Origin of the sequence: Microcoleus sp. B13-B6, assembly GCF_036705405.1 — a bacterium.
Classification (GTDB): Bacteria; Cyanobacteriota; Cyanobacteriia; order Cyanobacteriales; family Microcoleaceae; genus Microcoleus.
Genome location: NZ_JAUBUJ010000006.1, coordinates 26,244 through 41,694, shown reverse-complemented (window position 1 = coordinate 41,694; position 15,451 = coordinate 26,244). Strand labels below are relative to the sequence as shown.

General features: G+C 46.5%; 11 protein-coding genes. All 11 read left to right on the top strand.

The window, feature by feature from the left end:
* Positions 1 to 25: 25 nt before the first annotated feature.
* The 11 genes from QUB35_RS04300 to QUB35_RS04250 all read left to right on the top strand — a co-directional run bounded on the left by QUB35_RS04300 (position 26) and on the right by QUB35_RS04250 (position 15,419).
* Positions 26 to 6,007, top strand: coding sequence for an AAA family ATPase (locus QUB35_RS04300; protein ID WP_333139699.1), 5,982 nt, complete (start codon positions 26 to 28; stop codon positions 6,005 to 6,007).
* Between the two features lie 8 nt (positions 6,008 to 6,015).
* On the top strand, positions 6,016 to 6,645 hold the full coding sequence (locus QUB35_RS04295) for a response regulator transcription factor (RefSeq protein ID WP_333139890.1): 630 nt from the start codon (positions 6,016 to 6,018) through the stop codon (positions 6,643 to 6,645).
* A gap of 389 nt (positions 6,646 to 7,034) precedes the next feature.
* Positions 7,035 to 7,505, top strand: coding sequence for a cupin domain-containing protein (locus QUB35_RS04290; RefSeq protein WP_333139697.1), 471 nt, complete (start codon positions 7,035 to 7,037; stop codon positions 7,503 to 7,505).
* Positions 7,506 to 7,578: 73 nt separating this feature from the next.
* Entirely contained in the window at positions 7,579 to 8,397 is an 819-nt protein-coding gene (locus QUB35_RS04285) for an SDR family oxidoreductase (protein WP_333139695.1), read from the top strand.
* Positions 8,398 to 8,455: 58 nt separating this feature from the next.
* Positions 8,456 to 9,187, top strand: coding sequence for an SDR family oxidoreductase (locus QUB35_RS04280; RefSeq protein WP_333300665.1), 732 nt, complete (start codon positions 8,456 to 8,458; stop codon positions 9,185 to 9,187).
* Between the two features lie 114 nt (positions 9,188 to 9,301).
* Entirely contained in the window at positions 9,302 to 10,300 is a 999-nt protein-coding gene (locus QUB35_RS04275) for a zinc-dependent alcohol dehydrogenase family protein (protein ID WP_333139692.1), read from the top strand.
* Positions 10,301 to 10,374: 74 nt separating this feature from the next.
* A complete protein-coding gene (locus QUB35_RS04270) occupies positions 10,375 to 11,970 on the top strand; it encodes a GMC family oxidoreductase N-terminal domain-containing protein (RefSeq protein ID WP_333139690.1) in 1,596 nt (531 codons plus the stop codon).
* Between the two features lie 118 nt (positions 11,971 to 12,088).
* On the top strand, positions 12,089 to 12,916 hold the full coding sequence (locus tag QUB35_RS04265) for an alpha/beta hydrolase (protein WP_333139688.1): 828 nt from the start codon (positions 12,089 to 12,091) through the stop codon (positions 12,914 to 12,916).
* 78 nt (positions 12,917 to 12,994) lie between these two features.
* On the top strand, positions 12,995 to 13,552 hold the full coding sequence (locus QUB35_RS04260; protein WP_333139686.1) for a DsbA family protein: 558 nt from the start codon (positions 12,995 to 12,997) through the stop codon (positions 13,550 to 13,552).
* Positions 13,553 to 13,581: 29 nt separating this feature from the next.
* Complete coding sequence (locus QUB35_RS04255; RefSeq protein WP_333139684.1) at positions 13,582 to 14,451, top strand: alpha/beta hydrolase; 870 nt, start codon at positions 13,582 to 13,584, stop codon at positions 14,449 to 14,451.
* A 68-nt stretch (positions 14,452 to 14,519) separates the two neighbouring features.
* Positions 14,520 to 15,419, top strand: coding sequence for an alpha/beta fold hydrolase (locus QUB35_RS04250; RefSeq protein ID WP_333139682.1), 900 nt, complete (start codon positions 14,520 to 14,522; stop codon positions 15,417 to 15,419).
* The last annotated feature ends 32 nt before the right edge of the window (positions 15,420 to 15,451 follow it).

Sequence of the window (15,451 nt, the reverse complement as noted above, 5' to 3'; positions counted from 1 at the left end):
CATCGTACTCATCCAGAGAAGCTCTATGGTTGCTCTACCGGGTATTGCTATTCTCAGCAAAATTTACGAAAGTTCTAATTCTCTAGTGTATCGGGGCATCAGCGTCCAAGACGATCGAGCGATCGTCATAAAAATGCTCAAACAAGATTATCCATCCCCTCAAGAATTAATCCGCTACAAACAGGAATATAAAATTACCAGCTCCCTCAACCTGCAAGGAGTGGTTAAGGCATACAGTCAGCAGGACTATCAACGCACACTCATTATTTTCTTAGAAGACTTTGGCGGAGAGTCCCTAGAGCAATGGAAGCACAAGCGCCCAGAAACCTTCTGCCCCATGCCCTTATCGACGTTTCTGGGTCTGGCGATCGACCTCACAGATATTCTGGGCAAAATCCATGCAGGCAATATCATTCATAAGGATATCAATCCTGGGAACATTGTTTTCAATCCTGACACAGGCGTTGTCAAAATTATTGACTTCGGGATTGCTACCCAATTTAACCGCACAAATCCGAGTTTCAAAAGCCCTCATGTTTTAGAAGGAACCCTCGCTTATCTCTCTCCAGAGCAAACCGGGCGTATGAACCGTTTCCTCGATTACCGCACCGATTTTTACTCGCTCGGTGTGACGTTCTACGAGCTTTTAACTGGACATCTGCCGTTTCCCATAACAGACACCCTTGAGCTAGTCCATTGTCATATTGCCAAACAGCCTATTCCACCTCACGAACTGAATGCAACGATTCCAAAACCAGTTTCAGATATTATTTTGAAACTGATGGCAAAAAATGCTGAAGAGCGTTATCAAAGTGCTTGGGGAATCAAAGCCGATTTAGAAATCTGTCTTCGTCAGTTCACAGAAACAGGTCAAATTGACACCATTCAACTGGCGCTTCAAGACGTTTCTAGTCAGTTTCAAATTCCCCAAAAACTATATGGACGAGAGCAAGAACTTGCACTCTTACTAGCGGCTTTCGTTCGCATAGGATGTCCAGAGTACAATCGGGTCGCTGCTTTACCCAACAATACAGAAACAAAATTCAAAGTCGAAATGATGTTAGTGTCTGGCTATGCGGGAATTGGCAAGTCAGCGTTAGTCCAGGAAATATATAAACCAATTACCCAAACGCGCGGCTATTTCATCTCTGGTAAATTCGATCAATTTGGGCGCAATATTCCCTACAGTGCGATCGCCCATGCCCTACAAAAATTGGTGCAACAACTGCTGGGTGAACCCGATGAGCAGTTGCAACAGTGGCGATCGCGTCTCCTCACAGCCTTGGGAAGCAACGGACAAATCATCATTGATGTGATCCCTGAAGTTGAGTTGATTGTTGGCAAGCAGCCCCTTGTACCGGAAGTTGGAGCAACGGAAGCTCAAAATCGTTTTAATCGAGTCTTTCAGCAGTTCATTCGGGTATTTGGTTCAGCAGAACATCCGTTAGTGATCTTTCTGGATGATCTTCAGTGGGCAGACTCAGCAACACTCAAGTTGATCGAGTTGATAATGACGGATGCCCAGATGCAATATCTGTTTCTGATTGGAGCCTATCGAGATAATGAGGTGAACTACTCACATCCACTAACGATAATGCTGGAGGGGCTCAGAAAAGAGGGAGCACCTATCAGCCAAATTACGTTAGCACCGTTGGGACTAAACGCGCTCGCACAACTGATTGCAGACACATTACACAGTGACATCAGTACAATCATCTCGCTGGCAGAATTAGTATTGCGAAAAACCGGGGGGAATCTGTTTTTTGTCAATGAGTTTCTGAAAACGCTCTATGCAGAGAACTTGTTAAGCTTCGACCTAGAAAATCTCAGTTGGCGATGGGATATTACTCACATTGAAGCCAAGAACATCACCGATAATGTGGTGGACTTGATGCTTGGCAAACTGAAAAAGCTGCCTCCAGAAACCCAGCAAGTTTTACAATTCGCCGCTTGTGTTGGTGCTGATTTTGATTTAAGCACCCTCTCTATCATTTGTGAAAGCCCATCTAGGGAAATTTTCCCGCAACTGATAGCAGCGGCTCAGTCAGGTTTAATTGTGCCGACATCCCAGTTAGATGAACAACTCTTGGTTCAGGATTACAAATTCTTGCACGATCGCGTCCAGCAAGCGGCATATGTCTTAATTGATCAGGCGCAGAGACAGGCAGTTCATCTTCAAATTGGGCGCAATTTACTTGAGAAGACTGGATCAGAATCGCTATCAGACGGGCTATTTGAAATTGTCGATCATCTCAATCATGGGCTCGAACTGGTTACCGATCGATCAGAACGTGATGAAATTGTCAAGTTGAATCTGCTGGCAGGTCAGAAGGCAAAGGCTGCGATCGCCTATGGTGTGGCAAAAAAATATTTAGCTACTGGGAGAGATTGGCTGGCAGCTTCAAGCTGGCAAATAAACTATGATTTAACATTAGAGTTATATACAGAAACAACAGAAGTCGCCTATTTGTGTGGCGATTTTGAGCAGGTGAAATACTTGGCAGCGATCGTTTTACAGGAAGCTAAAACAGTTCTCGACATTGTAAAAGTTTACGAAGTCAAAATTCAAACATTCATGGCGCAGAGTCTGCCATTGGAAGCAATCAATATTGCATTGCAAGTTTTGCAGCAGATGGGGATTAGTTTTCCCGAAACACCAAGTCAATTAGATATTCGCCTTGAACTAAACACAATCACATCGCTCTTTAGTGAGAAACAGATCGCGGACTTACTCTATTTGTCCCAAATGACCGAGCCGAACCATCTGGCGGCGATGCGAATCCTGTCAAGCATCACGCTTGCTGCCTATATTGCTGCTCCCGATTTGATGCCTCTGCTTGTGTCTAAACAGGTCAACTTGTTAATTCAGTATGGCAATGCTTCTGTGTCTCCCTTTGTATATGCCAACTTTGGGTTAATTCTTTGTGGGACGATCGGAGATATCGAGTCTGGCTACCAGTTTGGACAGCTTGCTTTGGGGTTGTTGTCGCAGTCAAATACCCATTCACTCAGAGCTAGGACATTGTTCATCGTGAATGAGTTTATCAATCTCTGGAAAAAACATATTAGAGAATTACTAAAGCCATTACTAGAAGGCTATCAAAGCGGGATAGAAACTGGGGACTTAGAGTTTGCTAGCTATTGCGCTCACAATTACTGCGTCGATGCCTTTGTCGCTGGAAAAGAACTCGCCGAGGTTGAACGCGAGATGGCGACATACATTGAAGCAATCTGTCAGATCAAACAGGAAACAGCACTCACCGGGACTCAAATATGGCAGCAGACTGTCTTAAATTTGATGGGATACTCGGTCAATCCATGCTGTCTCATTGGCAAATCTTACAATGAAGAAATTGGATTACCACAACAGGAAGCATCAAATAATGGAACCTCAATCTTTATCGTCTATTTCAACAAACTCTTCCTATGCTATCTGTTCTCTAAGTATTCTCAGGCAGTTGAAAACTCAATCATAGCTGAACGTTATTTAATCCAAATAACAGCGACCCCTATTGAACCTTTGTACTACCTCTATGACTCTTTGGCAAGACTCGCTACATATTCTGAAAGCAGCACCGAAGCGCAGGAAGAAATCCTTAAAAAAGTGTTTGTTGCTCAAGAAAAAATAAAACTGTGGGCACATTATGCGCCAATGAATTATTTGCATAAATATAATTTGGTGCAAGCAGAGAAAGTGCGAGTTTTGGGTCAGTTGCTGGAGGCAGAAAGGTTTTATGAACAGGCGATTCAAGGTGCCAGAGAAAATGGATACATCCAGGAAGAGGCGTTAGCATATGAATTGGCAGCCAAGCATTATCTGGCGCGAGGTTTGGAAAAGTTTGCTCAGATCTACATGAAAGAGGCTCACTATTGCTATGAGCGATGGGGAGCAGTTGCAAAAGTCAAAGATTTAGAAATCCGCTATCCACAGTTCTTTCCTCAACAGATGAATGTGGTTCCCACACCAGTTCGCACCACTGCTGGAAATACTTCTAACACCTCACATATTGCTTTCGATTTAGCAACAGTGGTAAGAGCATTACAAGCCATTTCTCGGGAAATTGAACTGGAGCAGTTGCTTCGTTCCTTGATGCAAATCTTAATTGAGAATGCTGGTGCACAAATTGGATTCCTAATTCTGGAAAAATCAGGAGAATGGACGATCGAAGCGAACTGTGAACTGGCGGAAGGTGAAAAAGTTGGCACGACACAAGTGCTGCAATCAATTCCAATAGCAAATCGCTTACCTGAGTCAATTATTCAGTATGTAATTCGGACTAATGAATCAGTCATTCTCAATAATGCAACTCATGAAGGCAACTTTATTAATGATTCTTACATTCAACGTTATCAAACGCAATCAGTCCTGTGTTTGCCACTACTGAATCAAAGCAAGCTAGTTGGCGTGTTGTATCTTGAAAATCAATTAGCGGTTGGGGCATTTACACCAGAGCGATCGCAAGTTTTACATCTATTATCAACTCAAGCAGCCACTGCGATCGAAAATGCTAGGCTCTACTCAAAGCTACGTGAGAGCGAAAGTAAAATGACTCAATTTCTGGAAGCAATTCCAGTTGGTGTTGCAGTTGCAGATACATCGGGTCGCCCTTATTACTTCAACCAGCGAGCAACTCAGCTATTGGGTAAAGATATTGATCCTTCTGTGACACCCCATCAAATTGCACAGGAGTATCAAATTTATCTAGCTGGAACGGATCAAAAATATTTAACTGAAAGAATGCCAATTATCCGAGCGATAAGAGGTGAACGCACTAGAGTTGATGATATGGAAATTCACCGCAACAACACCACAATCCCCATTGAGGTGTGGGCAACTCCTGTCTTTGACGAGCAGGGCAATGTGACTTATGCGATCGCTACCTTTCAAGACATTACCGAGCGAAAACAAGCCGAGAAATTGTTAGCCGATTACAATCGCATCTTAGAGCAGCAGGTTGCCCAACGAACAGCAGCTTTACAGAAAAGTGAAGCCGAACTGCGCGATAGAGAACAAGAATTACGGCTGATCACAGATGCTCTGCCTGTTGGTATCGGTTATATGGATGCTAACCAATGTTATCGATTTGTCAACCACACCTACGAGGTTTGGTGTTGCTGTCGTCGAGACGAAATTTTAGGCAAGTCTATTCAGGAAATTGTGGATGATATGACCTATCCAATGGTTGAACCCTATATCAACCAAGCGTTAGCCGGACAAATTACAACCTTTGAAGCAGAAATCCCCTTGCCATCGGGCAAAAAGTATCTCAGTACAACCTTAATCCCCGATTTCGATGTTAATGCTCAAGTCATAGGATTTTATGCTCTAAACACAGACATCAGCGAACAGCGAAACGCTGCACTGCGTGAACGCAAACGTGCCCAAGAAGCCTCAATTTTAGAAGAACGCAACCGTATGGCACGGGAAATTCATGATACACTGGCTCAAGCATTTACAGGCATTTTGGTTCAAGTAGGTGCAGCAACCCAAGTGCTAACCGATGATTTAGAAGCAACACAGGCACACTTGGAAATGATCGATGAATTAGCAAGAATCGGACTGACTGAGGCTCGTCGATCTGTCACAGCACTCCGCCCTCAGTTGTTAGAAGAAGGCGATTTATCGAGTGCCCTCAATCGCCTGGTGACGCAAATGAGATCTGCTACCGATGATACGGCTTTGATCTACGAAATTCAGGGTACAGCTTATCCTTTACCCGCCGAAGTGGAGAATAACTTACTGCGAATTGGGCAGGAAGCATTGACAAATGCAATTAAATATGCAAATGCTGGCGAAATTCGCCTTGAGTTAGTCTATGGAAATGCACAAACTACATTGTGCATCAAAGATAATGGACAAGGCTTTGGTGTCGGTAGCATTCCCTCGGTTGGGGGATTTGGATTGTTAGGCATGAGCGAACGAGCCGAGCGAATTGGAGCGCAATTGAGAATAGAAAGCCAACTCGGGCAAGGAACAGAAATTATTGTCATCGTCAATCGAGGATAAGAACCATGATCGACCAATCCGCTACAATTCGTATTTTAATTGTTGACGATCACTCCATTGTGAGACAAGGATTGACAACTATCATTAACCGAGATCCTGAAATGACGGTAATTGCTCAAGCAGAAGATGGACAACAGGCGATCGCTCACTTTAGCGAACATCAACCGGATGTGACTTTGATGGATTTACGAATGCCGCAGATGGGAGGAGTGGAAGCCATTACTGCGATTTGTGCTCAATTTAAACCTGCCCGAATTATTGTGCTAACGACCTATGATGGCGATGAAGATATCTATCGCGGATTGCAGGCAGGTGCGAAAGGCTATCTGCTCAAGGATGCAAAACCCAACGAACTTCTCAATGCCATTCGCATGGTTAATCGCGGTCAGCAGTACATTCCGCCAGAAGTGGGGGCAAAGCTAGTGCAGCGCATGAGTAACCCTGAACTGAGCGATCGAGAGCTAGAGGTACTGCGTTTAATGGGGCAAGGAATGAGTAATTCAGATATTGCAACTGCTCTAACTATTGGAGAAAGCACTGTCAAATCCCATGTCAATCGCATTCTCAGTAAATTGGGAGTAAGCGATCGCACTCAAGCCGTGATTGTTGCAGTTAAACGAGGAATTATCACTTTGTAAGCTGTGCTTTCGGTTAACTTTCAATTCCAACTAAAGTTGGAGTTAGTCTTCCATAATGAGATGGGTTATGCGATCATCCATGCGATTCAATAAAAGTGCCAACTGTGAGTGGACGACAGCCCAGAGTCAATTTCTTATATTAAATTTATGCAAACATACATAGCAATTGGGTTGCAAGATTTAAGTTTGCTGAATACAGATGGCACACAGAGGAATGTAGGTGTAGTCTAACCCAAGTATCACTTGTGGTAAACAGACTTCTCCTCAGAAACACTGTTAATTATTTGTTTCACCTTCACCCCAGGATTGCAAACAGAGTTGATGGCAGCAATTATCGTTGCAAGTAATGGCGTGCTTTGATCCTCAGTCTCACAATTATAAGACATAAAATGATGAACACCGAATTGAGTAAAAACAAAGTTGCAATTGTCAGCCGGGGCGAAGACCTCAATTGGTTCGATACAATGCCTGGTGAGCAAATGGCTATCCACGTACACAGCAAAGATGTCGGCGGGGCTTTCACAATCCTCGAAGTGCGTACCCCACCGTTCTCAGGCCCGCCACTTCACTATCATAAAGAGAGGGAAGAGATATTTGAAGTAATTGAAGGCAGATTTCGCTTTCATTGCGCGGGTGAAGAGTTCGAGGTCGGGCCTGGAACATCGGTTGTTGTACCCCGTAACAGCGTGCATGGATGGGTGAACCTAGGGCCGGGAGTGGCTCGGATGCTTTTCCTCTTTGTACCAGGCGAAATTGATGACTTTTTCCCCCAAATCGGTCAAACACCGCCCGAAGGTTGGACGAATCTTGCATATCAGTACGACACGTGGATTGTTGGAGCTCCCCTGTCCGTCAACTAAAGATGAGCAGCATTTACATGGACAGTAAGTTTGCGATCGCCTCATTGCACTTAATTTAGCAAGGACAAAACCAATGAACTCACATTCTAAAGGACTGGCTGTGATCACCGGAGCATCTGCCGGGATCGGTGCGGTCTATGCCAACCGTCTCGCCCGTCGTGGCTACGATCTGTTACTAATTGCTCGGAATCAAGAGCGTCTTGAGCATCTGGCGAATGCGATCGCAACAGACACAGGACGCAAGGTTGAATTACTCGTTGCAGATTTAATGAACCCCAATGATCTACACAAGTTAGAACAGAGGCTACACAACGATCCAAATGTGACGTTGCTGGTGAACAACGCAGGTGTCGGAGCAACTGCGCCGCTGCTGAACTCAAACATTGCTGATATGAGTCAAATGATCGCACTAAATGTTGAGGTGCTGACGCGGTTGACCTATGCCGTCGTGCCAGCGTTTGTTGCCCGTGATTCCGGCACAATTATCAACATCGCGTCAATCGTCGCCGTGTCTCCTGAGACTCTCAATGGTGTGTACGGCGGTACAAAGGCTTTTGTTTTAGCCTTCAGCCAATCGTTACGCCATGAACTGACCCATACAGGAATCCGAGTTCAGGTTGTTCTTCCAGGCGCGACCAGCACAAACTTCTGGAACCTTGCTGGTACACCCGTTGAACACCTGCCCCAAGAGATCGTGATGTCAGTTGATGACATGGTTGATGCCGCCCTTGCAGGTCTTGACCAGGGGGAATTCGTCACTATTCCTTCCCTCCCAGATAGCGAGCAATGGGATGCCTATGAAAGCGCACGTCAAGCTCTGATTCCCAACCTGTCCCGCGCAGTGCCAGCTAGTCGCTATACAACCAGATATAACCAAGTTTCCTACGCCTGATCGTTGGACTTTTGGGGAAGGATACAACGGCTGCTCCTCAACAATCACAGGATTCATCATGAAAAAACTCGAAGGAAAAGTGGCTCTGGTTACGGGTGGCAGCGAAGGCATCGGTCTTACCACTGCCAAGCACTTTGTCGCTGAAGGTGCGTATGTCTTCATTACAGGTCGTCGCCAAGCTGAACTAGACGCTGCCGTAAATGCGATCGGTAAAAATGTCAGGGGTGTTCAGAGTGATGTTTCCAAACTGGCGGATCTCGATCGGGTGTTTGCCACGATCGAGCAAGAGCAAGGACACCTTGATGTTGTCTTCGCCAATGCAGGCGTTGGTGAATTTGTTCCACTCGGCTCCATCACAGAGGAACACTTTGATACAACGTTCAATATCAACGTTAAAGGGTTGTTATTTACTGTGCAGAAGGCACTGCCGCTGCTGTCGGAAGGGGCTTCCATTATCTTGAACGCCTCTATCGCTTCGATGACAGGTATTCCAGCCCTCAGTGTCTATAGTGCGACCAAAGCCGCTGTGCGATCGTTTGCTCGCTCTTGGATACTTGACCTGAAAGAACATCAGGTTCGAGTGAATGCTATTAGTCCTGGGGTGATTCCGACTTCGAGTTACTATCGCTTGGGATTAAGTGACGAGCAGTTTCCAGTCAGTGCTATTCCACTGGGACGAGTTGGTACAACCGATGATATTGCGAAAGCGGTCGTTTTTCTAGCGTCTGATGACAGCAGTTTTGTCAACGGGATTGAACTGTTTGTCGATGGTGGAATGGCGCAGATTTGACGGGCTGTAAGGCGCTCTCGCCCCGAAGAACACCGATGTTGAGCAAGAAAACACAAGAGATCAGACGTTATCTGAAACCATCAATTATAGATCTACCAATTCAGGAGTTGAACAATGAAGTCATCCTCAACGATGCACGCTCTGATTGTAGATGATTTTCAAACTGCGACCTTTCGGACGACTGAAATTCCCCGCCCAGAACCCACTACAAATCAAGTTTTAGTGCGGATCAAAGCGAGTGGTGTCAACCCGCTCGACAGCAAAATTCGTACTGGGAAAGCGCCTCATGCAAAACCTGTCTTTCCTGCCGTTTTAGGAATTGATTTGGCTGGAATCGTTGAAGCAGTGGGATCAGATGTTACCGCATTTCAGGTTGGCGATGAGCTTTATGGAATGACGGGCGGAGTTGGCGGATTGCAAGGCTCATTGGCTGAGTTTGCGGCGGTCGATGCTGACTTGCTTGCCAAAAAACCGACTAACCTCACCCTGCGGGAAGCCGCTGCCTTACCCCTAGTATTTCTGACCGCGTGGGAAGGACTGGTAGATCGAGCGAATGTCTGCGAGGGTCAGAAAGTCCTGATAATGGGCGGTTCTGGCGGTGTGGGTCATGTTGCTGTGCAGATTGCCAGAGCGCGGGGTGCCAAAGTGTTTGCGACAGCTTCCACAGCAAAACATGACATGGTGCGACAACTGGGTGCCGTACCCATCGACTATCGCAGTACATCGATCGCGCAGATTGTACAAACCTTTACCGATGGTCAAGGCTTTGATGTGGTCTACGACTCGGTGGGCGGCTCCACATTGGATGATGCGTTTCAAGCCGTGCGCGATTATGGTCACGTCGTCAGTAACTACGGCTGGGGAACCCATTCTCTGTTGCCCATCTCGCGCAAGGCTGCAACGTACTCAGGCGTGTTCGTGCTTCTGCCACTCTTGACGGGCAAAGGTCGCGCTCATCATGGCGAGATTCTGCGTCAGGCGACCCAATTAGCAGAAGCCAATCAGTTGCGTCCCGTCGTTGACCCTCGCCATTTCACATTAGAAACAGCGCTGTCTGCCCACGAAGCAGTAGAGCAGGGCACGGCTGTCACCAAAATCGTGATCAATTTGTAACCCCTTACAGGGCTGGATGCTCTACCGCTAGAGCCTGTAAAAGCACAAAACTTGAGCAAACCAGGTTAATTAAAATGACTCACTATAACTACATTGTGATTGGGGCTGGTTCAGCAGGCTGCGTGGTCGCTAACCGTCTGACAGAAGACAGCGAAACAACGGTGTTACTCCTCGAAGCGGGTAATCCCGATCCGAAACCAGAAATTGAAATCCCGTCAGAATGCTTGAAATTACTCGGTTCTGAGGTGGATTGGAGCTATTTCTCTGAACCGGAACCCTATCTCAACAATCGCAAAATCTTTTGTCCCCGTGGCAAGGTTTTGGGGGGTAGCAGTTCGATTAATTTCATGATTTATATCCGAGGGAATCCCCACGATTATGACCATTGGCAAGCATTAGGAAATCCCGGTTGGAGTTACTCGGATGTATTGCCCTACTTCAAGAAATCGGAGCATCAGCAACGGGGAGCCTCTGAATATCATGGAGTGGATGGAGAGTTAAGCGTCACTGATATTGCGACTCCGGCTGTAACGTCTCAATGCTTTGTCGATAGCGCGATCGCAATGGGTTATGAAAATAATCCTGACTTCAACGATCGTCAACAAGAAGGGGCAGGGCTTTATCAGTTAACCGTCAAAGAAGGGAAGCGCCACAGTGCAGCAGCAGCATTCCTTGTGCCGATTCTCCAACGTCCTAATTTGACCATCACGACAGGTGCATTAGTGACCCGGTTGTTGTTTGAGGGCGATCGCACCGTTGGCGTGGAATACCGCCACGAAGGCACACTACATCAGGTTTATGTCAATCAGGAAGTGATTGTCAGTGCAGGTGCATTCGACTCGCCCAAACTCTTGTTGCTTTCGGGTATTGGTGATGCCGAACATCTGCAAGCATTGGGCATTCCGATCGTAGTAGATCTACCAGGAGTCGGTCAAAATCTCCGAGACCACGTTCTCGCTCCGATTACCTATCAAGCAACGGAGGATGTTCACCCTGTCGGTACCAGTAGCGGGATCGCTGAAGCGGGATTGTACTTTCATAGTCAGAATAACTCAGCTATTGTACCCGATTTACAGTGTTTCTCAGGCCCGATTTTGTGGGCCCCCCCCGGTTCTAACCGATTTGGTACAGGATTCTTTGGGGTTGCTTCTTTGACCCACCCTGAAAACATTGGCAGTATCAATTTGCGTTCATCCGATCCTCAAGACCCACCTCTGATTCGGTTTAATTATCTGCAAAGTGAAACCGATGTCCAAAAACTGGTCGAAGGAATTAAAGTGTTGCGCCAAATCTTTGGAGCCCATTCCTTTGATCAGTTTCGACGAGAGGAACTGGCTCCTGGTCTTGATGTGCAGAGTGATGAGGCGCTTGCCGCTTACGTCCGAGATGCTTGCGATACGATGTACCATCCGGTCGGCACCTGCAAAATGGGTACTGACTCAATGGCGGTCGTTGACCCTGAACTACGGGTACATGGAATAGATGGCTTGCGTGTCGTCGATGCCTCTATCATGCCAACTCTGACAACAGGCAATACGAATGCACCCACTATTATGATTGGCGAAAAAGCAGCGGATTTAATTAAAGCCAGTCGGACTCGCCGAACCCTGATGACCCGGTACAACGTGCAAAATCCAGAACACCTGGAGTATTTGGCAGTAGGCAATTGAGCCAAGCTCACACTTCGCGACCGCGACAATTGGTAGGAGTAAAGGATCTGTACTAACCCGCAAAGCAACTCTTTAGCACGGGCAAAAACTCAATCAACTTACAAAGGAGAAACCTCTCATGCCTTACATTACTGTTGGTCAAGAAAACACTGCAAACATTGATATCTACTACGAAGATCTGGGAACAGGGCAACCTGTTGTACTCATTCACGGATTTCCGTTGAGCGGTCATTCTTGGGAGAAGCAGGTATTAGTTCTGCTGAACGCAGGATATCGGGTGATCACCTACGATCGCCGAGGATTTGGGAACTCCAGTCAACCCTCCTTTGGCTATGACTACGATACCTTTGCTGCCGATCTCAATACCCTTATGACCCAGCTTGACTTGCAAAATACCGTGTTGGTTGGCTTCTCAATGGGAACAGGTGAAGTCACCCGCTATCTGGGTAAATACGGCTCAGAACGGGTGCAAAAAGTGGTGCTAATGGCTCCCGTTCCCCCATTTTTGTTAAAGACGGATGACAATCCAGAAGGCGTTGACCAAAGCGTTTTCGATGGCATTATGAAAGCCATTGTGGAAGACCGCCCTGCCTATCTTTCCGCATTTTTCAGAGATTTTTTCAATGTCGATGTATTGCTGGGAGACCGCATCAGCCAGGAAGCGATTCAAGCGAATTGGAATGTGGCAGCCGATGCCTCTGCGAAGGGTACCTTGGATTGTGTGTCCTCCTGGTTAACCGATTTCCGCGATGATCTACCCCGCATTGATGTGCCGACTCTAATCATTCATGGAGATAGCGATCGCATCCTGCCCTTTGAATCTACAGCAGCAAGACTGCCACAGCTAATTAAAAACAGCCGATTGGTCGTAATTCCTGGTGGCTCCCATGCCATCAACTGGACTCATGCCGATCTGGTTAATCCTGCATTGCTTAACTTCCTCTAATTTTTGGAGATGCCTAATCTAGGCGTAGCCCACTGCAAGTATCACTTGCGGTAAACATACTTCCCCTCGGAGGTTTCAGTGAACAATGACCGTAAACACCGTTTATTATTTGTCCCTCCTTCAACCCAGGATCATCAACAGGGTACGTTAAGAGCCGCCGTGATACTGGTGATGTATGGAGATTATCAATGTCAAGAAAGTGCGGATGTTTATCGGTTACTGAAAGTCATTGGGCAACAACTAAGTAGGGCGTTGGGAGAGGATTATTTGTGCTTGATTTTCCGTCATTTTCCACAGATCCAAATTCATTCTCAAGCTCTACGTGCGGCTGAAGCGGCTGAAGCGGCTGCTGTCCAAGGTCAGTTTTGGCAAATACATGACATTTTGTTTATCCATCAACAACAGTTAGCAGATGGTTATTTAGTAGAGTATGCCAACGATGTAGGACTCGATATCTCCCAATTTCTGCAAGATATGTTTAACCATATACATCTTGAGCGCATCAATCAAGATATCGAAAGTGGTATCCACAGCGGAATAACGGCTCCCCCAGCTTTGTTTATTAATGGGATTCGGTATAGTGATCGCTGGAATTTCGCTCCGTTGATAACAGCCATTACTACTGCAAATAATTGACCTCAAAGATGAGTTCCTGGAGTAATTTTATGACCAAATATCGCACAGTTTTGATCGATGGTTTAGATATCTTTTACCGAGAAGCTGGCTCCGGTAGTAATCCCACAATTCTGCTGTTGCATGGCTTCCCCACATCCTCTCATATGTTTCGCAATCTGATTCCCGCACTTAGCGATCGCTTCCATTTAGTTGCACTTGATTATCCGGGCTACGGGAACAGTTCTATGCCAACGGTGCATGAGTTTGACTATACGTTCGATCGTCTAGCGCAGATTGTGGAGAAATTTATTATCGCCATCGATCTCCAGCGTTATAGCCTGTATGTCATGGATTATGGTGCGCCCATTGGCTTTCGGATTGCAGCTAAAGCTCCAGAGCGAGTGGAAGCATTGATTGTCCAAAACGGGAATGCCTATGAAGAAGGTATACGCGGCGAATTTTGGAATCCGGTTAAAGCGTATTGGCAAGACCCTTCTCCTGAGAATGCCGATAAGCTCAGATCCTTTTTAACACGGGAAATGACAAAGTGGCAGTACACCCAGGGCGCAAGCGATCTTGAGAAGATCAGCCCGGACAACTGGAATATCGATCAATCCCTACTGGATCGCCCCGGTAACGATGAGATTCAACTCGCGCTGTTTTATAGCTATGGCACTAATCCACCGTTATATCCGCAATGGCAGGAGTATTTCCGCAAATATCAACCCCCTACCCTGATTGTCTGGGGTAAGAACGACCCTATCTTTCCCCCCGAAGGTGCTTATCCCTACAAGCGCGACCTGCAAACCCTTGAGTTTCATTTACTCGATACAGGGCATTTTGCCCTGGAAGAAGAAGGAAATGCGATCGCTAACGATATCATTCGCTTTATGACAAAAAGTGGATATACCGGGCAATAACAAAGCATATAAGGAACTCACTTCAAAACAAGCAATCTCCAACAAATTTACTAACTCCCACAGCAGCTATGCAAAGAAGAACCCGTTTTGAAAGTAAAGGTCTTCATTGTTCCGTCACCTTTTATACTCCGGATCAAATCGGATCTGGCGATCGCTATCCCGCAATTGTTATGGCTCATGGAATTGGCTTGACCAAAGAGATGGGGCTACCTGAGTTCGCTGAGTTATTCGTTCAAGCTGGGTTCGTCGTCACGCTGTTCGATTATCGCTACCTTGGTGCTAGTGAGGGAGAACCTCGTGGGCAAATTATCCCTACCGAGCAGCAGGAAGACTACCGCAATGCCATCACTTGGACTCAACTACAAAGCGAAGTTGACCCGGAGCGCATAGGTGTTTGGGGCTTTTCTTATAGCGGCGGTCACGCGCTGCATTTAGCCGCATTTGATCGGCGTGTGAAAGTGATCGTGGCACAAATGCCTACAGTGAGTGGGTTTCTTAACTCGCGCCGCCAGACCTCCCCAATAGAACTCGAAGAACTCACGAAATTGCTTTCACAAGACCGGGTAAAACGTTATCAAACCGGAGAATTAGGCTACTTCCCGTTAGTTGCTCCACCCGGTAAACCCAGCTTGCTACCGACACCCGACGCTTTCGATTGGGTTGAATCGGCTAAGAGTGCCAGCGAAGGAAGATGGGAGAATCGACTCACCTTTGAATCGGTTGAACACTGTCTTTATTACGAACCGATTCCTCACATAGAGGCAATCTTTCCCACCCCGCTATGCCTGATTGTTGGCGAGAAGGATTTTCTTGCACCTGCCGACTTAGCCGCCGCTGTCTATGCGCGGGCGATGGAGCCAAAGTCTCTCACAATCTTGAAAGGCGGACACTTTGATGCCTTCCAGGGAGCGGGCTTCGAGATTGCAAGTACAACTGCCTTGAGATGGTTCGAGAAATATTTGAAATAAACCTGAAGCACCTGTTTTGTAACAGAGTTGTG